This window comes from Mesorhizobium sp. CNPSo 4689 (assembly GCF_057784325.1).
The window spans coordinates 1-23,083 of sequence record NZ_JBWLUZ010000036.1 but is presented as its reverse complement, the minus strand read 5'-3'; the positions used below and the strand labels follow the sequence as shown (position 1 = coordinate 23,083).

Annotated in this window: 21 protein-coding genes; 14 read left to right on the top strand and 7 right to left on the bottom strand. The window is 64.6% G+C overall.

What is annotated here, in order from left to right; translation table 11 throughout:
- The first annotated feature begins 324 nt into the window (after nt 1-324).
- The 3 genes from AC04SI_RS28155 to AC04SI_RS28145 are packed head-to-tail and all read left to right on the top strand — an operon-like array spanning nt 325 to nt 4,087.
- Entirely contained in the window at nt 325-810 is a 486-nt protein-coding gene (locus AC04SI_RS28155; protein WP_404281346.1) for a (2Fe-2S)-binding protein, read from the top strand.
- Entirely contained in the window at nt 807-1,790 is a 984-nt protein-coding gene (locus AC04SI_RS28150) for an FAD binding domain-containing protein (protein ID WP_404281347.1), read from the top strand. The genes AC04SI_RS28155 and AC04SI_RS28150 overlap by 4 nt, the downstream gene beginning before the upstream one ends.
- Nucleotides 1,787-4,087, top strand: a complete 2,301-nt coding sequence (locus AC04SI_RS28145; RefSeq protein ID WP_404281348.1) for a xanthine dehydrogenase family protein molybdopterin-binding subunit — start codon at nt 1,787-1,789, stop codon at nt 4,085-4,087. Before AC04SI_RS28150 ends, AC04SI_RS28145 begins: the two co-directional genes overlap by 4 nt.
- A 71-nt stretch (nt 4,088-4,158) precedes the next feature.
- Here AC04SI_RS28145 and AC04SI_RS28140 read toward each other — a convergent pair whose 3' ends face one another.
- Nucleotides 4,159-4,920, bottom strand: a complete 762-nt coding sequence (locus tag AC04SI_RS28140; RefSeq protein WP_404281349.1) for a slipin family protein — start codon at nt 4,918-4,920, stop codon at nt 4,159-4,161.
- A complete protein-coding gene (locus tag AC04SI_RS28135) occupies nt 4,917-6,284 on the bottom strand; it encodes an NfeD family protein (RefSeq protein WP_488475317.1) in 1,368 nt (455 codons plus the stop codon). The genes AC04SI_RS28140 and AC04SI_RS28135 overlap by 4 nt, the downstream gene beginning before the upstream one ends.
- 208 nt (nt 6,285-6,492) lie before the next feature.
- Between AC04SI_RS28135 and AC04SI_RS28130 the strand changes: the two genes are divergently transcribed.
- Entirely contained in the window at nt 6,493-6,981 is a 489-nt protein-coding gene (locus AC04SI_RS28130; RefSeq protein ID WP_404281351.1) for a hypothetical protein, read from the top strand.
- A gap of 30 nt (nt 6,982-7,011) precedes the next feature.
- On the opposite strand, the gene AC04SI_RS28125 is transcribed toward AC04SI_RS28130, so the two are convergent.
- From AC04SI_RS28125 to AC04SI_RS28115, 3 genes are read right to left on the bottom strand one after another with little or no spacing between them, the layout of a single operon-like run.
- Complete coding sequence (locus AC04SI_RS28125; RefSeq protein WP_404281352.1) at nt 7,012-7,422, bottom strand: TadE/TadG family type IV pilus assembly protein; 411 nt, start codon at nt 7,420-7,422, stop codon at nt 7,012-7,014.
- On the bottom strand, nt 7,412-7,852 hold the full coding sequence (locus tag AC04SI_RS28120; RefSeq protein ID WP_404281353.1) for a TadE/TadG family type IV pilus assembly protein: 441 nt from the start codon (nt 7,850-7,852) through the stop codon (nt 7,412-7,414). Before AC04SI_RS28120 ends, AC04SI_RS28125 begins: the two co-directional genes overlap by 11 nt.
- A gap of 4 nt (nt 7,853-7,856) precedes the next feature.
- Nucleotides 7,857-9,077 carry a pilus assembly protein TadG-related protein gene (locus AC04SI_RS28115; RefSeq protein ID WP_404281354.1) on the bottom strand — a complete coding sequence of 407 codons (1,221 nt, stop codon included), beginning with the start codon at nt 9,075-9,077 and terminating at the stop codon, nt 7,857-7,859.
- A 314-nt stretch (nt 9,078-9,391) separates the two neighbouring features.
- On the opposite strand from AC04SI_RS28115, the gene AC04SI_RS28110 reads away from it, so the two are divergent.
- From AC04SI_RS28110 to AC04SI_RS28080, 7 genes are all read left to right on the top strand, one after another.
- Nucleotides 9,392-9,550 carry a hypothetical protein gene (locus AC04SI_RS28110; protein ID WP_404281355.1) on the top strand — a complete coding sequence of 53 codons (159 nt, stop codon included), beginning with the start codon at nt 9,392-9,394 and terminating at the stop codon, nt 9,548-9,550.
- An 843-nt stretch (nt 9,551-10,393) separates the two neighbouring features.
- Nucleotides 10,394-10,990 carry a CDP-alcohol phosphatidyltransferase family protein gene (locus tag AC04SI_RS28105; RefSeq protein ID WP_404281356.1) on the top strand — a complete coding sequence of 199 codons (597 nt, stop codon included), beginning with the start codon at nt 10,394-10,396 and terminating at the stop codon, nt 10,988-10,990.
- Nucleotides 10,991-11,013: 23 nt separating this feature from the next.
- Nucleotides 11,014-12,801 carry a bifunctional alpha/beta hydrolase/class I SAM-dependent methyltransferase gene (locus AC04SI_RS28100; RefSeq protein WP_404281357.1) on the top strand — a complete coding sequence of 596 codons (1,788 nt, stop codon included), beginning with the start codon at nt 11,014-11,016 and terminating at the stop codon, nt 12,799-12,801.
- A gap of 3 nt (nt 12,802-12,804) precedes the next feature.
- Nucleotides 12,805-14,145 carry a phosphatase PAP2/dual specificity phosphatase family protein gene (locus AC04SI_RS28095; protein WP_404281358.1) on the top strand — a complete coding sequence of 447 codons (1,341 nt, stop codon included), beginning with the start codon at nt 12,805-12,807 and terminating at the stop codon, nt 14,143-14,145.
- Nucleotides 14,142-14,588, top strand: a complete 447-nt coding sequence (locus tag AC04SI_RS28090; RefSeq protein ID WP_488475316.1) for a hypothetical protein — start codon at nt 14,142-14,144, stop codon at nt 14,586-14,588. Before AC04SI_RS28095 ends, AC04SI_RS28090 begins: the two co-directional genes overlap by 4 nt.
- Nucleotides 14,585-15,253, top strand: coding sequence for a lysophospholipid acyltransferase family protein (locus AC04SI_RS28085; protein WP_404281384.1), 669 nt, complete (start codon nt 14,585-14,587; stop codon nt 15,251-15,253). The genes AC04SI_RS28090 and AC04SI_RS28085 overlap by 4 nt, the downstream gene beginning before the upstream one ends.
- 92 nt (nt 15,254-15,345) lie before the next feature.
- Nucleotides 15,346-16,278, top strand: a complete 933-nt coding sequence (locus AC04SI_RS28080; RefSeq protein WP_488475321.1) for a phosphatidate cytidylyltransferase — start codon at nt 15,346-15,348, stop codon at nt 16,276-16,278.
- An 8-nt stretch (nt 16,279-16,286) separates the two neighbouring features.
- Here the strand turns inward: AC04SI_RS28080 and AC04SI_RS28075 are convergent, their stop codons facing one another.
- Nucleotides 16,287-17,216, bottom strand: a complete 930-nt coding sequence (locus tag AC04SI_RS28075; protein WP_488475315.1) for a hypothetical protein — start codon at nt 17,214-17,216, stop codon at nt 16,287-16,289.
- 266 nt (nt 17,217-17,482) lie between these two features.
- Here AC04SI_RS28075 and AC04SI_RS28070 point away from each other — a divergent pair, with 266 nt between their 5' ends.
- Nucleotides 17,483-17,716, top strand: a complete 234-nt coding sequence (locus AC04SI_RS28070; RefSeq protein ID WP_404281360.1) for a hypothetical protein — start codon at nt 17,483-17,485, stop codon at nt 17,714-17,716.
- An 82-nt stretch (nt 17,717-17,798) separates the two neighbouring features.
- On the opposite strand, the gene AC04SI_RS28065 is transcribed toward AC04SI_RS28070, so the two are convergent.
- Nucleotides 17,799-19,727, bottom strand: a complete 1,929-nt coding sequence (locus AC04SI_RS28065; protein WP_404281361.1) for an AI-2E family transporter — start codon at nt 19,725-19,727, stop codon at nt 17,799-17,801.
- A gap of 676 nt (nt 19,728-20,403) precedes the next feature.
- Here AC04SI_RS28065 and AC04SI_RS28060 point away from each other — a divergent pair.
- The gene (locus AC04SI_RS28060) at nt 20,404-21,474 is read left to right on the top strand and encodes a sensor histidine kinase (RefSeq protein ID WP_404281362.1); all 1,071 of its coding nucleotides are present in this window, start codon (nt 20,404-20,406) and stop codon (nt 21,472-21,474) included.
- 895 nt (nt 21,475-22,369) lie between these two features.
- Nucleotides 22,370-22,831, top strand: coding sequence for a BA14K family protein (locus tag AC04SI_RS28055; RefSeq protein ID WP_404281363.1), 462 nt, complete (start codon nt 22,370-22,372; stop codon nt 22,829-22,831).
- Nucleotides 22,832-23,083 lie beyond the last annotated feature (252 nt).

Here is a 23,083-nt window from a genome sequence, read left to right as displayed (position 1 = left end):
CCCAGGCGGGTCAGCCCCCACGTAATAAACGGAGGCGCCTCCGTTTTAGTGGAGCACCTTTATCATATAATCAGGGGGGCCGGTATGTCACGTGCTGAGAGTTTGAAGGCCAGAACTTCCCCTGCCCGCTGGAGAGGGGCGGCCGAGAATCTGCCGATCTCCCCCACGAGGGGGGAGATTGGCTCTCCGCCGCTTTCGCCAATCGCCAGCCTCTGCCGGCTGCCAGCAATTGCAGTCGCCCCTAGCCATCTGACGCCCTTGCCGTCCCCCGGTAGGGCACCAGATCAATCCCCTCAGCGTCAAGCAACTGGAGCCAGACGCCCCATGACAAGCCCAACCACCATCCCCATCCATCTCACCATCAACGGCCATGATCATTCACTGGAAGTCGAGCCGCGCGTCACTTTGCTCGATGCGCTGCGCGACCGCCTCGACCTGACCGGCACCAAGAAGGGCTGCGACCAGGGCCAGTGCGGCGCCTGCACCGTGCATGTCGACGGCGAGCGCGTGCTTGCCTGCCTCACTCTTGCCGCGCAAGTCGAAGGCCGCTCGATCACCACCATCGAAGGGCTGGCCGAGGCCGACGGCACGCTGCACGCCGTGCAGGCCGCCTTCCTGCAACAGGACGCCTTCCAGTGCGGCTATTGCACGCCGGGCCAGATCATGTCGGCGGTGGCCTGCATCCGTGAAGGCCATGCCGGCTCGGACGAGGAAATCCGCGAATACATGGCCGGCAATCTCTGCCGCTGCGGCGCCTATCCGCACATCGTCGCCGCCGTGCGCCAGGCAGCCCTGGAGGTGCAGTCATGAGGGATTTTTCCTATCTTCGCGCCACCTCGCCCGCTGCCGCGCGTGAAGCGGCCGCGCTCCCCGGCGCCATGCTGCTTGCCGGCGGCACGACGCTGGTCGACCTCGCCAAATGCGGCGTCGCCGAGCCCGATACGCTGGTCGATATCAGCCATCTCAAAGGGCTGGACACGATCGAGGTCGGCGAGCACGGCGCCAGGCTGGGGGCACTGGCCAAAATGAGCCAGGTCGCCGGCCATGACGGCATCAAGAGCCGCTTCCCCGCCGTCTCGGAGGCGCTGTGGCAGGCGGCTTCGGCGCAGATCCGCAACATGGCGAGCATCGGCGGCAATCTAATGCAGCGCACGCGCTGCCCCTATTTCCGCGACCCGGCCAATTTCTCCGCCTGCAACAAGCGGGAGCCCGGCAGCGGCTGCTCGGCGATCGGCGGCGTAACCCGCGGCCATGCCGTGCTCGGCACCAGCGAGGCCTGCATCGCCATGTATCCCGGCGATCTCGCGGTGGCGCTCGTCGCCTTCGATGCGACCGTCCATCTCGGTGAGCGCCAGCTCTCCGTCGACGACTTTTTTCTCCTTCCCGGGACCACGCCGGAGCGGGAGCACGCGATCCAACCCGGCGAGATGATCACCGCGATCAGCATTCCGGCATCGGCCGCGGCGCGGCGTTCGACCTATCTCAAGGTCCGCGACCGCCAGTCCTATGAGTTCGCCGCGGCCAGCGCCGCCGTCGGCATCGAACTCGAAGCTGACGGCCGCACCATCCGGGACCTGCGCGTCGCGCTCGGCGGCGTCGCCACCAAACCGTGGCGGGCGCGGGCCGTGGAAGAAGCGCTCAAAGGCAAGGTGCTGGAAGAGGACGCGGTCCGTCGCGCCAGCCTGCTCGCCGTCGAGGGCGCCGTCGACCATGGCGCCAACCACTACAAGATCGAACTGGCGCCGCGCGTCGTCGCCCGCGCCATCCTCAAGACGGGAGCCATGGCATGACCATTCACGACCTCAGAACCCGGCACGGCGACGCTTCGGACGGCAGCGCCGATCAGGTCGGCGGGCGGCTGTCGCGAGTCGACGGTCCGGCCAAGATCACCGGTGCTGCGAAATACGCGGTCGAGCAGCAGCTCGAGGGCCTCGCGCATGCCGTGCTGGTGGAAAGCACGGTTCCCGCCGGTAAGGTGCGCGCGATCGACACCGCAGCGGCGGAAGGTGCACCCGGCGTGCTTCTGGTGTTGACGCCCGACACCATCCCGCCGCTGAAGACAGCGTCGGACTGGTTCGGCACGCCGCCGCCGGATGTGCCCTATTGCCCGCTGGCGCGCGACATCGCCTTCAGCGGCCAGCATGTCGCGGCCGTGGTTGCCGAAAGTTTCGAGCAGGCGGTCGCGGCGGCGGCTTTGGTCAAGGTCAGCTATGACGAAGCACCGGCCGTCGCCGACCTCAGCGATCCCAAGGCCGGCGACGGCATTGCGATAGACATGATGACCAAGGAATGGGGCGAGGCCGAAGCCGCCTTCGCCGCGGCACCGGTGCGCATCTGCGCCGCCTATAATACGCCGCGCGAATACCAGGCGCCGATGGAGCCGCATGGGCTGATCGCCGCCTGGCAAGGCGACCGGCTGACCGTGTGGGAGCCGAGCCAGTGGCTCGACGGCATGGCGCGCACCTATGCCGAATGGTTCGCCATTCCGTTCGAGAATGTGCGGCTGGTCTCGCCCTATATTGGCGGCGGCTTCGGCTCCAAGGCGCTGGCACTTTCGCATGGCGCGGTGGCGGCCAGTGCCGCGAAAATGCTCGGACGGCCGGTGCGGCTTGTGATGAGCCGGCCGCAGACCTTCACCGGCTATGGCGGCCGGGCGGCGACGCGGCAGACGGTGACGCTCGGCGCCGACCGCGACGGCAAGATCCAGTCGATCGTGCATCGCGGCGTCAACGAAACCTCGATGGGCGGCATGTGGGTCGAGCCGCTTGGATCGGTCACCTCGATCATGTACGCGACGCCGAATTTTTCTTCGAAGCAGAATGTCGTGCGGGTCAATTCGGTGGTGCCGGGCGCGATGCGCGCGCCGGGCGAGAACCCGAGCGCCTTCGGCATCGAAAGCGCCATCGACGAGCTCGCCTATGAGGTCGGCATCGATCCGCTGGAGATCCGGCTCAGGAACTATGCCGAGCAGGATCCGCATGCCAGGAAGGCCTGGTCGACAAGGCAGTTGCGTGAGGCCTTCGCTGCCGGCGCCGAGGCCTTCGGCTGGGCCAGGCGCAGCCCTGCCCCGCGCTCGATGCGCGACGGCAACCAGCTGATCGGCTGGGGTGTCGCCGCCGGCACCTATCCGGTGCGGCGCGCCTATGGCGAGGCTCTGGTGCGCATCCTCGCCGACGGTACGGTCGAGGTCGAAAGCTCGTCGATCGACATGGGCCAGGGCACCTACACGATCCTGGCGCAGACGGCGGCCGAGACGCTCGGCGTGCCGGCGGACAATGTCGTGGTCAAGCTCGGCGACTCGCGCTTTGCCCGCGCCGGCGTCACCGGCGGCTCGAGGCTGGCCGGCATCATGACCGGCGCCGTGCACAAGGCGGCCGGTGCAGCACTCGACCAGCTGGTCGGTCTGGCGATCTCCGATCCGCGCTCGCCCTTCCATGCGCTGCAGGCCAACACGCTGGTGGTGGCGGGCGGCCGTGTTTCATCGCCGCGCGGCGACGGACCGGAGGTTTCGATCGCCGAGCTGCTGGCCAGCGTCGGGGCTGATCAGATCGAAGCCAAGGGCGACACCATGCCGGCCAATTCGACGACCGAGGATCGCTACAAGGCCTACACCACCATCGCCACGCCGCTGACGCACACCGATGGCGACTATTCCCGGCATAGCTGGTGCGCGCATTTCATCGAGGTGCGCGTCGACGAGGATTTCGGCACGGTCAGGGTATCACGCGTGGTGTCGGCGCTGGATTCGGGCCGGCTCTACAATCCGAAGCTGGCGGAAAGCCAGTGGAAGGGCGGCATCATCATGGGCATCGGCCAGGCGCTGCTCGAAGAAGGCATCGTCGACCGCCGCCACGGCCGAATCGTCAACAACAACCTCGCCGACTATCTGGTGCCGACCAATGCCGACATTCCGGATATCGAGGTGATCTCGGTCGGCATCCCCGACCTGCATTCGTCAGTGCTCGGCGGCAAGGGCGTCGGTGAGTTGGCCATCGTCGGCGTGGCTCCGGCGATCGCCAATGCGGTGTTCCACGCCACGGGCAAGAGGGTGCGGGATTTGCCGATCACGCTGGAGAAGTTGATCTAGAGGCGGTGGAGCTGCCGATCTCCCCGCAAGAGGGGAAGATCGGCTGCCGTCTTGGCCTTCCCCAATCTTCACTACTTTGCCCCACCCTGCTTCAGGAATTGGCTGAGCAGGTCCACCGGCAGCGGGAACACCACCGTGGACGAGCGCTCGCCGGCAATGTCGTGCAGGGCTTCGAAATAGCGCAGTTGCATGGCTTGCGGCTCGGCCGCCAGCATCCGGCCAGCCTCGACCAGCTTTGCCGCCGCCTGCTGCTCGCCATCGGCATTGATCACCTTGGCGCGGCGCAGCCGCTCGGCCTCGGCCTGCTTGGCGATGGCGCGGACCATGCTCTCGTTCAGGTCGACATGCTTGATCTCGACATTTGAGACCTTGATGCCCCAGGCATCGGTGCGCTGGTCGAGAATCTCCTGGACGTCGTTGTTGAGCTTGTCGCGCTCGGCCAGCATCTCGTCGAGCTCGTGCTTGCCGAGCACAGAGCGCAGCGTGGTCTGCGCCAGTTGGTTGGTGGCGGCCATGAAGTCCTCGACCTGGATGATCGCCCGCTCGGCATCGACGATGCGGAAATAGAGCACGGCGTTGACCTTCACCGAAACATTGTCGCGCGAGATGACATCCTGAGGCGGCACGTCCTGGACCACGACACGCAGGTCGACCCGCACCATCTGCTGGATGAAGGGAACGAGGATGATGAGGCCAGGCCCCTTGACCCCGGTGAAGCGGCCGAGCGTGAAGACCACGCCGCGCTCATACTCCCTGAGAATGCGGATGGCCGCGGATAGGAACATGACCACGACCAGAGCGAGTACCAGATAGGCCACATAACCAACCATCATTGTCTTGCTCCATTCTGTCCCGCATCGCGGCGCCGCACCGTCAACACGAGGTCGCTGACACCGATCACCTCGACGCTGTCGCCCGGTGCGACGTGTTCGTCAGCCTTCGCCCGCCAGCGCTCTCCTAAAGCCAGCACATGGCCCTCGCCGCCTTGCCAGTCGAGGATCTTAGCGGGCTGGCCGCGCATGGCCTCGCCGCCGACACGCGGCAGGCTCCGGCGCGCCGCCCACAGATAGCTGCCGGTGAGCAGCGCCAGGCCAAGCGTCAAGGCGGCGGCGGCGCCGATGACCGCCCATGACATCTCGAAGCCGGGACCCTCGACCTTGAGCAGCATGGCGGCGCCAAGCAGAAAGGCGCTCACGCCACCCAGCCCAAGCACCACGGTGGGATTGAAGGCCTCGACGGCAAGGAAGGCAATGCCGAGCAGCATCAGGGCAAGGCCGGCATAGTTGATCGGCAGGAGATTGAGCGCGTAGAGCCCGAGCACGAGGCAGATGGTGCCGACCACGCCGGGCGCCACCGCTCCGGGGCTGGTGAACTCGAAGACGATGCCGTAGATGCCGACCAGCATCAGGATGACGGCGACATTCGGGTCGGTGATGACGGAGAGAAGCCGGATGAACCAGCCGGGCTCCAGCGTCTCGACCGGCAGCCCTTTCGTCGCCAGTGTTTTTTTGGCGCCGGCCGCCTCGACGGTGCGCCCATCCGACAGTTGCAGCAGCTCGGTCGTATCGCGGGCGACGAAGTCGATGACACGCTCCTGCAATGCTCCGTTGGCCGACAGGCTGGCCGCTTCGCGCACGGCCTTTTCGCCCCAGTCGCCATTGCGCCCGCGCAGTTCGGCGAGCGAGCGGATCAGGGCAACCGCGTCATTGGTCACCTTGGTCGTCATCGCGTCGGCGGCCGGCGGCCCGGTGCTCTTGTCGTCCTTCTCTTTGTCGCCGCCCGGCAGCGACGGCAGCCCGCCCATCTCTACCGGTGTCGCGGCACCCAGATTGGTTCCGGGCGCCATCGCCGCCACATGGGTGGCATAGAGGATATAGGTGCCGGCACTTGCCGCATGGCCGCCCGCCGGCGCGACATAGCCGATGACGGGCACCGGCGAAGCCAGGATGTCGGCGATCATCTCGCGCATCGAAGTGACCAGCCCGCCAGGTGTGTCGAGCTGAAGGATAAGGACTTCGGCATCCCGCCTGGCGGCGACATCAAGCGCTTCCTCGAGCTGTCTTGTGCTTGCCGGCCCAATGGCACCGTCGATCGCGACGCTCAGCGCGACTTTCCCGCTCCCGGCCGATGGCAAGGGAGAAAGGAATGCGGCGGCGACGAAAGCCGCGGCAAGAAGGGCCACCCGCGCGAAGGTCACGCTCAAAGCTCCATGGATTCAATATGGGTTGTATTCCGGCGAAGTCCATGAGGTGGCGAAGGCAGAGGAGCGAGTGATCTCCCCCCTCGTGAGGGAGATTTGAGCGCTCCGCCGCTTTCGCCAATCTCCTTGCAAATAATGCCACGCCATCAGTTATTCTGTATGGTCCCTAATGCCTGCGGAGCCTCGATGGCTTGGGAGGGGGATCATGCGAAGCGGATTGGCGATACTCATCGTGGCTGGCTCCGTCGTGGCCACCCTGCCGGTGCTTGCAGCACCTTGCGGCTGGACGGAGAAGATGGAGGAAGACGAGGGCGGCAGTGTGCTGACGGCCTCGGTGTGCGGCGGACCGAAGGCCGATGCGCATCTGATGCTGACCTGTTTTGGCAAGCCGACGCTGAGCTACGATCTAGGCCCCACCGGCGAGCAGCTGGAACCCGGCATCAGCGCTTCGTTCGTGTTCAGGGCCGGCGGCAAGGCCGTGATCAAGACGCTCGAACTCGAGGCAATGTACAATTACTTCACCGTGCAGATGGACAGTGCCGACCCGTTGCTGACCCTGTTGCGCGCCAAAGGCGAAGTGGCCGTCGTCTCGGACAAACATGGCGAGAACAGCTTTCCGCTTCGCGGCTCGAGCGCCGCCATCGGCAAGGTGCTGGCCGAATGTGGCAAGGCCTCTTCCGGCGATGGCGACTGAAGCCGGCAAAAACTGGCCGCCTCGCGCCTCCTACGAGGCAACCAGCGGCACGGCCACGGTTGTCGTGTAATTTATGGGGTACTGGTCGAAATAGGGAAAGTCGATGACGAAGGCATAGCTGGCGTTGACATGCGCCATCTTGAAGCCGCCGCTCGCCGGATCGGTGGTGATCGTGACGCTGACGTTCTTTAGGCCGAGCGCCTCAAGCTTCTGTTTCGCGATCGCCTGGATCTGGGACTCGGTCATAGTGTTGTTGAGCTGCAGGGAGCGCGCGGACGCCTCGAGCGCGTAGCGCGCGCTGGACATGTTGTTCATCGACCAGCCGAAGGCGAAGATGCCGAACAGGAGCATGATCAGGAAAGGCGCGATCAGCGCGAATTCGAAAGCGGCGCCGCCCGAGGCATCGCCGGCAAACGCCCTGGCTCTCTGTTTAGCGGACACGGACCACCTGCTGATGGGAAATCGCGCTGTTGCCCGGGAAGACGCCGAAGGTGAAAGGCGGAACCCAGGTGCCCGACGCCTGGATCTGGACGAAGACCGAAGACACCTTCGGGCCTGCGCAGGTGGTCGTCGAAGTGACCACGGTCGTTCCGCACTTGTAGCTGCGGGTAACCGTGACCGCCGCATCGTCCGGTTTCTTTTCCCAGCTTGCCACCGCCGCGGCCTGGATGGCGTTGTCGTCGGTGGCGCCGGCCATCACCAGGTTCGCCGCCGTCTTCACGCCGGCCCGCATCGCCAGCGAACTGGTGACGTAGGACCAGCCGTCAGCGATGCCGAAGAGCGCGGTGCACAGCACCGGCAGCACGAGCGCGAATTCCACCGCGGCGGCGCCGGAGCGGTTCTTGCGGAAGCGGATCGCGAATGGCCCCATGCCGCTACTCGACGATCCGCACGGCTTGGGCGGCCGGAATATTCTTCATCCCAAGACTGGTGCAGTCCTGCTTGATGGTCGTGCTGCCGGACCACTGGATCGTGTCCGCAACCACCTGGGTGCAGCCATTAATGCCCGAGAAATTGCCGAGATAGTTGACCTGCTGCCTGGGGAAATAGATGGCCCCGGTCAAAAGCGAGTTCGCGGTGCCGTTGAAGGTGCTCTGCGCCGCGGTCCCCGTCCTGTCGCCGTAAAACAGCACGCCGGAATAGGCGCCCGAGGTCGGCGCGCTCAGCGTCACCGTGGCATTGCCGTTCATGCTGACGGTGTTGCTGCCGGACATGAAGATGGTCACGCCGGTTCCGGAGACGATCGCGTTGGCGTTGACCTTCAAACTGCCCTCCACGACATAGACACCCGGAGAAAGCGTGACGTTGCCGTTGAGGCTCATGCCGCTGCAATAGGTGCCAGGCTGGAGCGTTTGTGAGGTTTTGTTGCCGTTGACGTTCTTGCACGGGTTCGAGACCGTGGGTGTCGGCAGGCTGGCGTAAGGATCGGCCGCAGGCAAGGCCTGGGTAATCGGGGCCTTGCAGACCATCGTGGGTGTGTTGCCAAGCGAAACGCCGCCAACCGATATCAGGCAGTCAGTCTCGAGGGTCGCCGAGCCCTGAAGCTTGATGGCATCGCTGGCGATCGAATTCGACATGGTGACGCAGCCGGTCTGCTTGGGGCTGGTGTTGCCGGAAAAGAGCACCGCCTGCGAGGCCGACGCATTGAGCGCTATGTTGCAGGCATAGGCGCCATCGGTGATGAGCGCCACCGCCCTCGCCTTTTCGGGAACCTGCCCCTGAACGAAGATCGAGGTGAATATCCGGTCAAGGTTCTGGTTGAGGATCACCTCGACCGCCTTGTTGGCCGTGTTCGGCCCCGAGGTGGGCGGCGTGTGGACGACGATGGTGCCGGTGCCTAGTCCGTTCGAGGTGGCCGATTGGGCGGCGGCCGTCGTGATCGCCGCGGTGTCGGATCCCGCGATCTTCTCGAGCGCACCGGCATAGGCGGCGGCGTCCGCCGTCGCCTGCAGCTTCAGGCTCGAATAGTACCAGTAGGACGTCTCCACGCCGAGACCTGCCCCGCCGACGACGACGGGCAAAGTCAGCGCGAAAACGACGGCGACGTTGCCGCCCGCCTCGGCGCCGCGACGCAGGCAGTGGGAGACAAAGTCCAAAAAAATATTCAGAAGCATCCGCATAGCGCATTCAAGCAATCATGAATACGCTAACTATTTCCTAAGGATTTGCCTCGATTTTCGTTCATCACCACATCTTCAGGGGACGACCACCCGCCATCGGGCCGGCGTTGCCGCATTTAAGCTGGCTGCCGTTTGCCCCCGCGCATCGTTTAGTGACGTGAGAGGCTGCTGTTTGCGCCTCCCCCAACATCGCGCGGGCGCGGTGGCGCCTTCGATGGTGAGCGGCGCGGCGCTGGCCAGGAGCGCTCGACAACCCGGAGAAGATGACTCCCTTCTTCACGGATAGCGGCATGAAGACCATGAAGCCGGAAGCCGATTTCAAGGCGGCCTGGATGGCCATGAGCGAGGAAGACCGCACCAGCATGTCGAAGGAATGCAGCGACGAGGGAACCGCCAAGGAGCACAACGACTTCTGCGCCATGACCAAGAAGCTCGGCGGCGCCAACTGAACGCTCGTCGCACGGGACACTGTTGGAAATGGCGGGCTGCGGCCCGCCATTCCTGTTTCCGGCGAGCGAGAGCAGAGGCTTCACGGCAGTGGCAACGCAAGCTCCCCCGGCGGCGAAGCACGCCGAAAGAGCCGCCACGAAAATACACCCAAAAAAAGTCAGGTTGAAAAGCCCGGCGCGGAGCGCGCCCGGCCAGCGAAAAGTAAACCGATTCAAGCGCCTAGATCAGGGCTGACGCATCGTCCCCTGCAACCGCGAAAAGCCCGGAAAACCGGCTTTCTCGAGGTCTTTTCATGCCAGCAATAGCGTGATCGAGCGGTGCCCCGGGCGGCCGCCCGAAGACGGAGAATCCTCTCTTTCAGACCCACCCGGGCGGCGTTGACAGGCGGCAGCGCCAATGGATATTCGCACAGCTACGGGTCACGCCATAACCGTGGCTGTTGGGGACGGACGGGGTTTCAACAGCATTGGCGGCGGCGCCGGACGGGCGGGCACTTGCAAGTGTACCGCCCGCTCCTGGCCAGCCTCTCCCTCGCGGGAAACTCAAGCCTGGATCAAGCTTTGGCCTGGATCAAGCTTTGGCCTGGATCAAGCCTTCGGGTTGGCGTCTGAAACGGGCGCGCCTGCCGTCACCACGGACAGCTTTTCGCGCCGGCTAAGCGTCGGCTTGCTGTAGGCCTTTTTCATCGGCATCCCCTCTGCCAGAAGCGATCAGCGAAAGTGATCCCGTGGCGCTCGCTTTGTCAAGCATATGCTAAAATATGGGTGTACTCCTTCGCCCTTGCGTCTTGTCCGTCGATTGATCATCTTCGCCGGAGTGAGGCACGGGTTGGGGAATCGCAGATGCCGACGCTCTATGCGTTGAAACCAGCCTTCCAGGCGAGGTTGAGGCCGCTTGCCGACTGGCTGGCAAGAACCGGCGTCACCGCCAACCAGATCACACTTCTCGCTGCCGCACTCTCGATCGCCACCGGCGCGGCGGTCGCCGCGTTTGCCGATCATCGCGGGGTGTTCCTCTTGATGCCGGCGGTGCTGTTCGCACGCATGGCGCTGAACGCCATCGACGGCATGCTCGCCCGGGAGCATGGGCAAGCCTCCAGGCTCGGCATGTATCTCAACGAACTCTGCGACGTTGTTTCGGACCTGGCGTTGATCCTCGCCTTCGCCATCGCCTTCCCTGTCTGGGGCGTCGTCGCCTTTGCGATTGCCGCGATCATCGCGGAATATGCCGGCGTGCTCGGCGTCGCGGCCGGCACGGGCCGCAACTATGCCGGCCCGTTCGGCAAGAGCGACCGGGCCCTGGCGCTCGGCATCATTGGCTTCCTCATCGCCTGCGGGCTTTGGGTGCAAGTCCTTACACCCTTTGTGTTTCCGGCCATGGCTACACTGTCGCTTGCGACCGCCATCAACCGGATACGCAGCGGCCTTAGTGGGGGCTGATGACCAGCCTCGAAGGAACCGCCATGCTTCACGAACAGAACATCACCGCCGCCACTGTCGCCGACGGGAAGCGCGTGGCCGAGGAGCGGACCTTCAAGAGCCACGACGGCAACGAGATCTTCTACCGCTACTGGCCGGCCGTCGGGGAATCCGCCAAGGGCGCCATCCTCCTGTTCCATCGCGGCCACGAGCATGGCGGCCGCATGGCGCATCTGGTCGATGAACTGGCCATGCCCGACCACGCCTTCTACGCCTGGGACGCGCGCGGCAATGGCCGCTCGGCCGGCGAACGCGGCTATGCGCCGTCCTTCGCCGCACTTGTGCGCGACATCGACTGTTTCGTGCGCGAGATCGGCAGGGACGGGTTTGGCCAGCGCGACATCGCGCTGATCGCGCAATCCTTCGGCGCCGTGCTCACTGCCGCCTGGGTGCATGACTATGCGCCCGACATCCGCGCGATGGTGGTGGCTTCGCCGGCCTTTTCCGTCAAGCTCTACGTGCCCTTCGCCAAGGAAGGCATCGCACTCTGGCAGAAGCTCAAGGGCCGCTTCTTCGTCAATTCCTACGTCAAGGCGAAATTGCTCACCCATGATGCCGAGCGCATCGCCTCCTTCGAAACCGATCCACTGATCACACGGCCGATCGCCTCCAACATTCTGGTCGAGCTTTACGCCCATGCCGCGCGCATCGTTTCCGATGCCCGCGCCATCGCAGTGCCGACGCAGCTCCTGATCTCCGGAGCCGACTGGGTGGTACGGCACGGGCCGCAGCACGAGTTCTTCGTCAACCTGGCGAGCCCGGCCAAGGAGCGGCATGTGCTGCCCGGCTTCTTCCACGACACGCTGGGCGAGCGCGACCGCAAGATGGCGCTCGACCTGATCCGACCGTTCCTGGAGAAACAGTTCGCAACATCGGAGAAGAAGATCGACCTGACCTCCGCCGACCGCGCCGGCTACACGCGCGACGAGGCCGACCGCCTTGCCTCGCCGCTGCCGCTGCTGTCGCCAAAGGGCCTCTACTGGGCGATGAGCCGCGCCTCGATCCGCATGGGCGCCTGGCTGTCGCCCGGCATGAAGACGGGCATCGCCACCGGCTTCGATTCCGGCTCGACGCTCGACTATGTCTACGAGAACGAGGCGCGGGGCACCGGTTTCATCGGCCGCATGATCGACCGCACCTTCCTCGACGCCATCGGCTGGCGCGGCATCCGCCAGCGCAAGCTTCACCTGGAAGAATTGATCGGCAACGCTGTCGCGGCGCTGAAGGCGGTCGCCCGTCCCGTCAACATCGTCGACATCGCCGCCGGCCATGGCCGCTATGTGCTCGATGCCGTCGCCAAATGCGCCGATCCGCCGGCGAGCGTGCGGCTGCAAGATTATTCCGACATCAATGTCGGGCTGGGCTCGAAGCTGATCGCCGACCGGAATTTGCCGACCAGCGTCTCTTTCCGCAAGGCCGACGCCTTCGACGCAAAGATGCTGGCCGCCCTGAAGCCGGCGCCGGACCTGGCCATCGTCTCCGGACTCTACGAGCTGTTTGCAGACAATGCTATGATCGCGCGCTCGCTGGGCGGACTGGCCAGCGCCATGCAGCCCGGCGGCCTGCTGATCTACACCAACCAGCCCTGGCACCCGCAGCTGGAGATGATCGCGCGCAGCCTGACCTCGCATCGCGGCGGCCAGGCCTGGGTGATGCGGCGGCGCACGCAGGGCGAGATGGACCAGCTGGTGGCGGCTGCCGGCTTCGAGAAGATCGATCAGCGCATCGACCAGTGGGGCATCTTCACTGTCTCGGTCGCGCGGCGCGTTTAGAGCATGGCCGTGCCTGCCGCAGACCCTGCCCCCATTGCGGCCGAGCGGCCGAAAGATCGCTTCAGCGCCATCCTGCTCAGGGCCGCACTTTGGCTGGTACTGCTGGCGCCGCTTTTCTACTCGACCTACGGCTTCGCCAACTGGCTGGCGTCGCGGCGCGACGATGTCGGCAGCATCGTCTTTGCGTGGGAGCGCGACATCCCGTTCATGGCCTGGACGATCGTGCCCTATTGGTCGATCAATCTGTTTTACGGCCTGTCGCTGCTGCTCAACGATACGAAGAACGGTGTCGACCGCCTCGCCGGCCGCTATCTCACGGCCCAACTGGTCGCTGTCTCCTGCTTCATCCTGTTCCCGCTGAAGGCGACCTTCGTGCGGCCGGAAACCTCAGGGCTGCCCGGTTTCCTGTTTGCGGTGCTCGGCGGCTTCGACAAACCGTTCAACCAGGCGCCATCGCTGCACATCGCGCTGCTGGTGATCATCTGGGACCACTGGCGGCAGCAACTGAGCGGCATCACCGGTGTCTTCTGGCACATTTGGTGTTTCCTGATCGGCGCCTCGGTGCTGACGACCTGGCAGCACCATTTCATCGACATCCCGACCGGCGCGCTGCTCGGTTTTTTTGCGCTGTGGCTTTTCCCGGCCAAGGGCGAATTGCCCTTTTCCGGCTTTCGCCTGACAACCGACCCGAAGGCCAAGCTGCTGGCGCGGTTCTATGCGCTGGGAGCGGCTCTGGCGCTGGCGGGTGCTGCTCTCGGTGCTTTCGCCTCGCCTGTCGCGCTGATCCTGTTGTGGCCGGCCTTGGCGCTGGCCATCGTCGCCTTCGCCTATGCCGGGGCCGGACCCAAAGTGTTCCAGAAAGCCGCCGACGGCACCGCGCCGCTGGCCAGCCGCATCGTGCTCTGGCCATACCGGCTCGGTGCCCGGATCAATCAGTGGGCGTGGACACGAAAACTGCCCGCGCATGTGGCGGTCACCGACGGCGTGTTCCTCGGCCGTTTTCCGACCGCCAGCGAAGCCAGTGGCTTCGGCACGGTCGTCGACCTTGCCGGCGAACTGGAACGGCCGCGCGGCACCTCCTGCCGCTGGATCAGTCTTGCCGTGCTCGACCTCCTGCCGGCTCCTGAGCAAAGGCTCACTGAAGCGGTGGCGGCGATCGAGGCGGCACGCAAGCGCGGTACGGTGCTGGTCTGCTGCGCGCTCGGCTTCCAGCGCAGCGCCGGCGTCGTCGCCGAATGGCTGGTCGCCACCGGCCGCACGCACACGGCAGCACAAGCGCGGAAAGTGCTCGCGGCATCCGGCCGTCCGGTGCACATTCATACCGGGGTGGACGAAGCGGCATGACGAGCAATGCCTATCAGGACAAAGCCGGCGCCTTTGCCGCCGGGCTGATGGTGCAGGCGGCGTGGCCGCTGCTGCTGATCGCGGCCTGCGTGCTTGCCACGCCTGTCATCGGGCTTGCGACCGGGCTGCAGGCGACGCCGCTGTCGGCGGCGGCCTGGTTCGTGGCGGCGGTGGGCGCCCTGACCACCCTCGCCTTCTCCATGCTCATCCTGTTCGACGCGCTGCTGTTCCGGCTGATGGCCAGCCACGACAATGAAGCAGCCGGCGGTGCGGCGATCGACGACGTGCTGGCGCGCATGCGGCTCAAGCCCGCACCTGCCGCCACTCGCTCGCTCGACCAGCGCATGGCGGGCACGCGCCGCCTGCTGATGAAGCAGCGCCTCGCCTTCGCCCTGTTCGTGGCGGCGTCGCTCGTCGCGGCATTCCTATGGGCCCTTCGATGACCAAGCTCCACCTCCGCGCCAACACATTTACCCTGCTGCAGACGGTGACCTCGGTCGGCCTGTCGGCGCTGGCCTGGGTGGTGACCGGGGTGCGGCCGATCTGGAACGGCAGCCAGCCCTCGGAGCGGCAGCGCATCTACTTCGCCAACCATGCCAGCCATGGAGACTTCATCCTGCTGTCAGCCTGCCTCAGCGAAAAGGTGCGCGCCCGCACCCATGCGGTGGCGGCGGCGGAATACTGGGGCAAGTCGCGGCTGCGCCGCTACATCGCCGAGGACATGCTGTCGTCAGTGCTGATCCACAGGCAGTGGACCGACGAGGCGCAGAACCCGATCTCGATCATGCTCTCCGTGCTCGACCAGGGTCATTCGCTGATCCTGTTTCCCGAAGGCACCCGCAACACGTCAGACGAGAAGCTGCTGCCGTTCCGCTCCGGCCTCTACAATCTGTCGATGGCGAGGCCCGAGGTCGAACTGATCCCGTGCTGGATCGAGAACATGTCGCGCGTGCTGCCCAAGGGCCAGTTCCTGCCGGTGCCGCTGCTCTGCCGCGTCGTCTTCGGCCCGGCGGTGACCATCGCGCCCGGCGAGGACCGGCGCGCCTTTCTCGAGCGCGCCCGCCAGACGCTGCTTGCGCTCAACCCCCGCCCGGATCGAGACGATTAGACCATGATCCCAAAAAGTGGCTTCCGGTTTTTGGACAAGATCATGGTCAAGCAAAAATCAAGGGCCGGAGGCCCGGTATGATAATGCCGCCGATGCATGAAACCATGATCCTGGTGATCGGCCTGGTCGGCGTGCTGACCACGGCCAGCCTCGTCGCAGGCATATTGTCGTGGCGGGCGCCGAAGCCGCTGTCCTCGACGCTGGTCAATCTCACCCAGCGTATCAATGCCTGGTGGGTGATGGTGGTGGCGATCACCGTCGCCTTCTTCTTCGGCCGCACCGGCATGACCATCCTGTTCGCGCTGATCTCGTTTGCGGCACTGCGCGAATTCGTGACGCTGACGCACAGCCAGCGCAGCGACCATTGGGTGCTGCTCGGCATGTTCGGCCTCATCATCCCGTTCCAGTACTGGCTGGTGTGGACCGCCTGGTATGGGCTCTTCACCATCTTCATCCCGGTCTACTGCTTCCTGCTGATGCCGGCGATCACCGCGCTCAACGGCGACACCGAGCGCTTCCTCGAACGCGTCTCGGCGCAGCAATGGGCGGTCATGATCTCGGTCTACTGCGTCAGCCATGTGCCGGCGCTCTTGACGCTCAACGTGCCCGGCTTCGAGGGCCGCAACCTGCTGCTCATCGCCTTCCTGATCATCACCGTGCAAGGCAGCGACGTGCTGCAATACATTTTCGGCAAGCTGTTCGGAAAGCACCTGCTGTCGCCGGCGGTCTCGCCGTCGAAAACCTGGGAAGGGCTGGTCGGCGGGCTGGCGGCATCGAGCCTGCTCGGCGCGCTGCTGTCCTTCCTGACGCCGTTCTCGCCGCTGCAGGCGGCGGCTGTCGCCCTCGTCGCCTGCCTGATGGGATTTCTCGGCGGACTTGTCGCCTCGGCCATCAAGCGCGACCAGGGCGTGAAGGACTGGGGCCACCTGATCGAAGGCCATGGCGGCATGATGGACCGCGCCGACAGCCTGGTCTTCGCCGCCCCGGTGTTCTTTCACACCGTGCGCTATTTCTGGTCGGTGTGAAGGCCCGCCTAGCCCGCATGGCTCAGCCAATCGCGGTCGAACACGTCGAGGATGGCGCGGAATTCCGCCGGCGGAATCTGGTCGGCGCCGCCGTCGCCAAAAAGGAATTCGGTGAGCCGGCGCTCGACCGCCTCCGGGTGCTCGATGGCCATGCCGAGCGAGGCCAGATCCTCTGTTATCGACTGTTCCGGCAACAGATATCCGCCTCGTGCCTCGGCGCCGGGCAGCGGATCGCGCAGGCGGAAGACGAGGATTCTGGTGATCGAGGGCTGCGGTTCCGGGCCGATGATGGTGGTGCCGCACATGTAGCCGCCAAGCACGCTTCCCGGCTGCGACTGCGGGAACAGGCAGAGGAAGAACTGGGCATCGCCGCCGGCTTCCCTCAGATACATGTAAAGGCCGCGCTTTGCCGGCATGACCGGACCGCCAAGCGCGAGCTGGCCCGTCGGCAGGGCCTCGCGATAAATGGCGCTGAGGCCATGCGCGCCAGGCCCGGCCTCTATCGACAGGTCGCCCCTGATCAACTGGCCGCGATAATAGGGCGACAGCGCGCGTGAGTAGCAGGCATAGGTGCCGGCGAGCGCGATACCGAGACCGCGATCGTCATGCGAGGACGATGCTTCGAGCTGGGCGCTGGCGCGGCGCTCCAGTTCGTTCCTGTCGATGCCATGGCGGGCCGATATCGCCGCCGTGAAGCTCGCCAGATCGCATTCGGCGATCCAGGCGCCGGACTGCTCCAGCCGCAACACTTTCGCCCAATCGTCATAGACGCTGAGCTGGCGCGGCTGCGCGCGGCCTTGCAGCCATTTGTCGGCACGGCCGAGGTCGAACGACGTCTCCGGATTGACGCGCCGGAACGCCGCCGCCAGGTCCTTGCGGGTGACAGTGCCCAGAACGGCTGACGTCAGCCGCAGTTTCTGCGCGATGTATTGTGCCATCCGGCTGCTGCTCCCCAGGGCATGTCACATTTCCGGTCCGCGCATGGATCTTGTCCAAACCCGGTTCCCAATTTTTGGGATCATGCCCCTGCCCGGGCCATGCCATGCGCCGGCATTTCGCCGGCGCAGCGTTCCCTGCCCCATATTATATTTCCATTGGCTAATAATCCAGCAATTCCAAAGAATTCCATGGCATTCCACGTGCCTGCCCTTCCAGGCCCGGCAGTCGGCGGTAACGTCACGCCGGGAAAGACAGGGGAGCCGTCATGAAACTCGTTCTAACCATGCTATCCACGCTGCTCGTCGCGCTTGCACTGTCGCAAGCGGCGGAGGCCAAGAAGCAGACCCCAGCTACTGGGGACAACGCCGCCAAGGTCGAGAAGACCCGGCCGCCGCTCGACAACACACCGACGGGCGGGATCACGCCTGCCGACGCAAAGGCGGCGCCGGCTACGGACGGATCGCAGTATCCGCCGGCGCTGTATTTCAATTTCCAATAGGTCGCTTTCTGCTAGCCGTGACGCCCGGATCCAATGGTCCGCGCGCGACGACGGCTAGGCCTGCAGCCCCGTCGCCGCGGCCTCAGCCGGCAACAGCGAGAGCCGCCTTCTTGCGGGCGGGCGGGCGTCGCCGCAGGCGACGCTTCGCGGCGAGCTTGAGCTTGACTGGCGGCGCGTCGGTCAGCGCGCCCAGCACGGCGTCGACCATGCCATAGGCGACGAAATCGGCGTTGATGTCGCCGGCCAGCGCTTCGGCGGATTGCCTGTCTTTGTTGCCGGCCTCCGACCAGAACACGATGCCGACCCTTAACGCCGGCCTGGCGCGCTTCAGCCGGCGCACCAGGAAACGGGCGTGCTTGACGGAATCGCGATTGAGGAAGCCGACCACGACGCTGTCGACGGCGTCGAGTTCGAGGCGGCGAATGCTGGCGGGCTCCATATCGGTAAAGCTTGCCTTCGACACCGTCGCGCCCTGGACTTCCAGCACCTGCGCCAGCATGGCGGCGGCGGCATCGTCGAGTTCGCCGCGCCCGCCGGTGCAAAGCACCGACATGCCAGATCCGTCGGGCAGCTCGATGTCGTCCTCGCCCTCTGCATCCTTGCCTTCCCCGGCCGCGGCTTTCTGCGCAGCCGTGCTGGCGTCTTCGGTCGCGGTCAGCTCATCCTCCTCGGCCGCTTCCTCCTGCGCGCTGTCGTCGAGATTGGCGACGAGCGTCAGCGCGCTGGCCGCCACCTGCTGCCGCTGCTGCTCGTCCATGACTCCACGGACACGATCCTGCTCGCCAAGCAGCAAGGCGGGAATGGCGACCTTGTCGTAGAATTCGACCAGATACTTCTCTTCCAGCATTTCCTCGGCATGGTCGGTGGCTTCATCGGGATCGCCCGCCAGCAGCCGCTGGTAAAGCCGGGCATGCGGCTCTAGCACCGGCTCGTTGCCGAACAGGACGTCGAGGAATTCGAACTGCGGCACGTGCCGGCCGAGCACGACCAGGCAGACGGTGAGCGGCGTCGACAGGACCAGGCCGAGCGGTCCCCAGAGCCAGGTCCAGAAAATCGCCGCGACGATGATGGCGAGCGGCGACAGCCCGGTGCGCGAGCCATAGAGCCAGGGTTCTATTACGTTGCCGGTGAGCATCTCCATGACCACGAACAGCCCGGCGGTCCACAGCAGCAGCGACCAGCCGGGCGCCACCGCCAGCGCCAGGAACAGCGGCAGCAGCGCTCCGATGACCGGGCCGATATAGGGAACGAAGCGCAGCGCGAGCGCCAGCAATCCCCACAGCAGTGCATTGGGAATGCCCAGGATCCAGAGCCCGATGGTAATGGGTATGGCGTAGACGATATTCACCACCAATTGCATCAGCAGATATTGGCCGACCCGCGTGCCGGCATCCTGAAGCGCCTGGGTGGTTCGATGCAGGTCGCCATAGCCGACAAGGCGGATGAAGCGGTCGCGTAGATCCTCCCGCTCCAGCAGCATGAAGATGACGACGATGATGATCAGGCCGGCCGAGGCCAGTGGGCTGATCAGCGGGCCGACCAGGTTCTGCAGCACTTCGAGCGGCCTTTCGCGGGCGACGATCTCGACCGGCAGGGGCTCGCGTTTCGGTGCCTCGGCAGCGGATGGCAGCTGCGGCTCCTGGCGCTCGATCTCCTGGCCGATGCGCTCGACCACGCGGCTCAATCTGGAAACGATGCCGCCGCCGACGCCGGTCTCCTTGAGGGATCTGACCTTGGTCAGGATGTTTGTCTGGTAAACTGGGATGTTCTGCGCCAGTTCGCTGACCTGCGATGCGACAATGAAGGATAACAGGGCGAGTGCCGCGAATGCGCTGAGCACACTGACGATGACAGCAGGGGTGCGAGGAAGGCCTATTCGTTTGAGGGCGGAAACGACCGGAGCGAGCGCAAAGGTCAGCAGCAGCGCGATGGCGATCGGCAGGAAAACCTCGCGGCCGAAATACAGAGCGGCGATCGCCGCCACGACAGTCGCGACGGTGGGCAATGACATGCGCGGGGCCGTGGCAGCGGAAAGAATGCTCCCCAGCCCGGGGCCCGACGGGTCTCGACGACTGGTCGTCACTTGATGCCTCCACCCTGCAAGGTCATGATCGGGTATATTTAGTCGGCGCGCAATGTTTGCGTTCCACAGGATAGTGCTGCCTCACAAGGCTTCGCCCGCCACCCGGGGCGGGTCGCGGGCAAACCCTATCGACACAGGAAGGGACGTTACTGTGTAGATACCGGTGCATCTAACCCATACTTAAGACGCATCTTCATAGATCAGCTAAAGAAGACGCCAATCGTCATGAAAATTATACATACTCCAAAAACTGGCGCCAATAGCCAGCGAGCTTGACCGACGCTCTCATCCATCTTTTCCTCCTGAAAACTTGCTTCTGGGAACGAGTACTGGGCCCCAAGGTTCCGGGCGATATGACACTGCAGACCTTTTCGCGCGGCACTCAGACTTAGGTCCGATAGCAGGATCAGACCGAAACCCCGGCGGGGAACATGTGGAGGGGCGCCACCGATCGGTGTCTGCATGACCTGATCCGGCTGCTCGCCCCCCAAGAGGGAGAAGGCAGGCTGGCACTGGCGGATCGATTCAATTCGCGACAGAGGCCCGGCAACGGTGTAATAGGTGGAAGAAGCGGGGCAAAACTCCCCCGGACCGGCTTAAAGCCATGTTCCACCCCATTGCCAATATCGAAGATGCGCAGACCCTGGCGCAGGCGATCGTCAATACGATCGTCGAACCCTTCCTCGTGCTCGACGAGCAGTTTCGCGTGCTGGCGGCCAGCCGCTCCTTCTACCAGACCTTCCAGGTCGATCCCGCTCAGACGCACGGATCGCTGCTCTATGCGCTGGGCGATGGCCAGTGGGACATTCCGGCACTGCGCCTGCTTTTGGAGACGATCATCCCCGAGAAGACCGCCATGGACGGCTTCGAGGTCGAGCATGATTTCCCCAATATCGGCCAGCGCACGATGCTGCTCAACGCGCGAAAGGTGCTCTACGACCACAGTTCGGCCACTACCATCCTGCTCGCCTTCAACGACATCACGGCCCGCCGTTCGATCGAGAAGGAAAAGGAAGAGCTTCTCGGCCGCACCGAAGAGCTGCTGCGACAGAAGGACGTGTTGCTGCGCGAGATGGAGCACAGGGTTGCCAACAGCCTGCAGATCATCGCCAGCATCCTGTTGCTGAAGGCCCGCTCGGTCACCTCGGAGGAAACCCGCCAGCACCTGAAGGACGCCCATCAGCGGGTGCTGTCGGTGGCCGAAGTGCAGCGTCATCTCCACACCTCGACCGGCATCGAGGAAATCGACGTCGTGTCCTACCTGTCGAAGCTGTGCAGCAGCCTGGCCTCGTCGATGGTCGGTGAAGACCAGCCGATCAAGGTCAACGTCACGGCGCAAGGCGGCAGGATAGACTCGCAGAAGGCGGTGAGCCTCGGCCTGATCGTCACCGAGCTTGTCCTCAACGCGATCAAATATGCCTTCCCGTTGGAGAAGGCCAAGGCGCTGATCCAGGTGACCTACGAGACCGACGGCAGCGACTGGAAGCTGACGGTCTCGGACAATGGCGCGGGCAAGGCGGCCGGCGAAGTGCCGAGCGTGGGCCTCGGAACAGCCATCGTCGAGGCACTGGTCAAGCAGCTGGAGGCCAAGATCGAGGTCATCAGCGACATCGACGGCACCAGCGTTTCGGTGACCAGGGCGACATTCATCTCGCGCATTCCGCGGGCGGCGTAGCCTTCCGCGACATTCGGGCCTGCTCAGCCACCCCTGGAACCAATCCGCTGCCGCTTCCCCGTGTCGAGCGCCTGAGTGTTCGGAACTATCGGGCCGCGCTGCCCGTTTGGAAAGGAAACCAAACGGGAGGCCGGGTACCCGGCGGCATGCCTGTCGAGCTAGCATCAAAGCCTGTATGAAGCATCCTCAGGAAGACCTTCGCAATGGAACTTCTTTGGCCAGTCGTCCCTTCAAGGAACGGAAGCCGATGTCGTCCGTTTATCTTCGAGCGATTCTTGGGAAAGCTCCTGGGCAGAAGCATTTGCGGTGATAGTCGCACCGCTATTTTGGGCTTGCGTCTGAAACGCTTGGATTTTTTGTAATCTGAAAAGGAGATAAATTATGGCTGACGGCCCAACTGTTATCAATTCAGGCGGAGGCGGAGGTGGCACCACAGTTATCGCCGTCATCGTGGCAATCGTCGCAATAGTCGTATTGCTGTTTGCGACGGGTATCGTCCACATGCCTGGGGGCGGCGGGGGTGACGTCAACGTGAAGGTTGATGCGCCTGCGGCCCAAGCGCCTGCCGCACCCGTTCCGGCTGCACCCGCTCCGGCTGAACCGGCGCCTGCCGCGCCGGCTCCCGCGCCTGCCGAACCCGCACCGGCGCCTGCCGAACCCGCACCGGCCCCGGCTGCACCCGCCAGCGGCGGCTGACACACTCGCCGCTCTAGGACCGCTTCAGCGATGAAGCGCAGCCCATCGGTGTCAAAGCCGGTGGGCTTCCTTTTGGCCTCGAACTTTCGAAAGGCGATCTGATATTGCCGGCGCGGCCCTTCCAGCACCGGGCGGAACCATAATGCGGTTAAATCGTTTTAAATCCATAGGGACGTCAACCACCCTTCAAGGAGGAAAAATGAACAAGATCGTATCGGGTTTGCTGGCGGCCACATTGTCAGTATCGTTCGCGGCCGCCGCTGCCGGGCCTGCCGGCGCTGCCGGGATATTCCAGCCGCAAGCGCCTTCCGCCTCGTCTGATGTGCAGGCGATCGATCACAAGCCGTGGAGGAAGCACCGGAGCGTCAACCGCAATCGCAATTTTTCGCAAAATGATGGCGCCTACTGGAATGGCCATCGCGGCTATCGTGACTACCATCGCGGCTATCGCCGTCATGGCGACTACTGGTTCCCGCTGGCGGCCTTCGCCACCGGCGCGCTGATCACCAGTGCGATCATCAACAACAACCAGAGCCGTGTCTATCGCGGCGGTGATGCCCATGTGGAGTGGTGCTACGATCGGTACCGGAGCTATCGCGCTTCGGACAACACGTTCCAGCCCAACTACGGCCCTCGTCGGCAGTGCAATTCGCCCTACTGATAAAGTACGAGCCCGCGCTGGTGACGGCGCGGGCTTTTCAATCCATGTGGACCCCCCTTTCGCGCGGGTTTTTGGTGCTGCGCCTTGATTAGGATCAATGGTTACGATGCCTGACAAGTCCGAACAGCAGAAGGACGCCGAAGCCGAAGTCGAGAGCTTTCAGCACGACCTTGGCCCGTTCGTTGTTGCTGCCGAGACAACGCGAATGGCCATGGTTTTCACTGATGCAAACGAACCCGGCAATCCCATCAT

Coding starts and splice junctions, on each gene's coding strand:
- AC04SI_RS28155 (WP_404281346.1), top strand. CDS start 325: ATGACAAGCCCAACCACCATCCCCATCCATCTCACCATCAACGGCCAT.
- AC04SI_RS28150 (WP_404281347.1), top strand. CDS start 807: ATGAGGGATTTTTCCTATCTTCGCGCCACCTCGCCCGCTGCCGCGCGT.
- AC04SI_RS28145 (WP_404281348.1), top strand. CDS start 1,787: ATGACCATTCACGACCTCAGAACCCGGCACGGCGACGCTTCGGACGGC.
- AC04SI_RS28140 (WP_404281349.1), bottom strand. CDS start 4,920: ATGATGGTTGGTTATGTGGCCTATCTGGTACTCGCTCTGGTCGTGGTC.
- AC04SI_RS28130 (WP_404281351.1), top strand. CDS start 6,493: ATGCGAAGCGGATTGGCGATACTCATCGTGGCTGGCTCCGTCGTGGCC.
- AC04SI_RS28120 (WP_404281353.1), bottom strand. CDS start 7,852: ATGGGGCCATTCGCGATCCGCTTCCGCAAGAACCGCTCCGGCGCCGCC.
- AC04SI_RS28110 (WP_404281355.1), top strand. CDS start 9,392: ATGAAGACCATGAAGCCGGAAGCCGATTTCAAGGCGGCCTGGATGGCC.
- AC04SI_RS28105 (WP_404281356.1), top strand. CDS start 10,394: ATGCCGACGCTCTATGCGTTGAAACCAGCCTTCCAGGCGAGGTTGAGG.
- AC04SI_RS28100 (WP_404281357.1), top strand. CDS start 11,014: ATGCTTCACGAACAGAACATCACCGCCGCCACTGTCGCCGACGGGAAG.
- AC04SI_RS28095 (WP_404281358.1), top strand. CDS start 12,805: ATGGCCGTGCCTGCCGCAGACCCTGCCCCCATTGCGGCCGAGCGGCCG.
- AC04SI_RS28090 (WP_488475316.1), top strand. CDS start 14,142: ATGACGAGCAATGCCTATCAGGACAAAGCCGGCGCCTTTGCCGCCGGG.
- AC04SI_RS28085 (WP_404281384.1), top strand. CDS start 14,585: ATGACCAAGCTCCACCTCCGCGCCAACACATTTACCCTGCTGCAGACG.
- AC04SI_RS28080 (WP_488475321.1), top strand. CDS start 15,346: ATGCATGAAACCATGATCCTGGTGATCGGCCTGGTCGGCGTGCTGACC.
- AC04SI_RS28075 (WP_488475315.1), bottom strand. CDS start 17,216: ATGGCACAATACATCGCGCAGAAACTGCGGCTGACGTCAGCCGTTCTG.
- AC04SI_RS28070 (WP_404281360.1), top strand. CDS start 17,483: ATGAAACTCGTTCTAACCATGCTATCCACGCTGCTCGTCGCGCTTGCA.
- AC04SI_RS28065 (WP_404281361.1), bottom strand. CDS start 19,727: ATGTCATTGCCCACCGTCGCGACTGTCGTGGCGGCGATCGCCGCTCTG.
- AC04SI_RS28060 (WP_404281362.1), top strand. CDS start 20,404: ATGTTCCACCCCATTGCCAATATCGAAGATGCGCAGACCCTGGCGCAG.
- AC04SI_RS28055 (WP_404281363.1), top strand. CDS start 22,370: ATGAACAAGATCGTATCGGGTTTGCTGGCGGCCACATTGTCAGTATCG.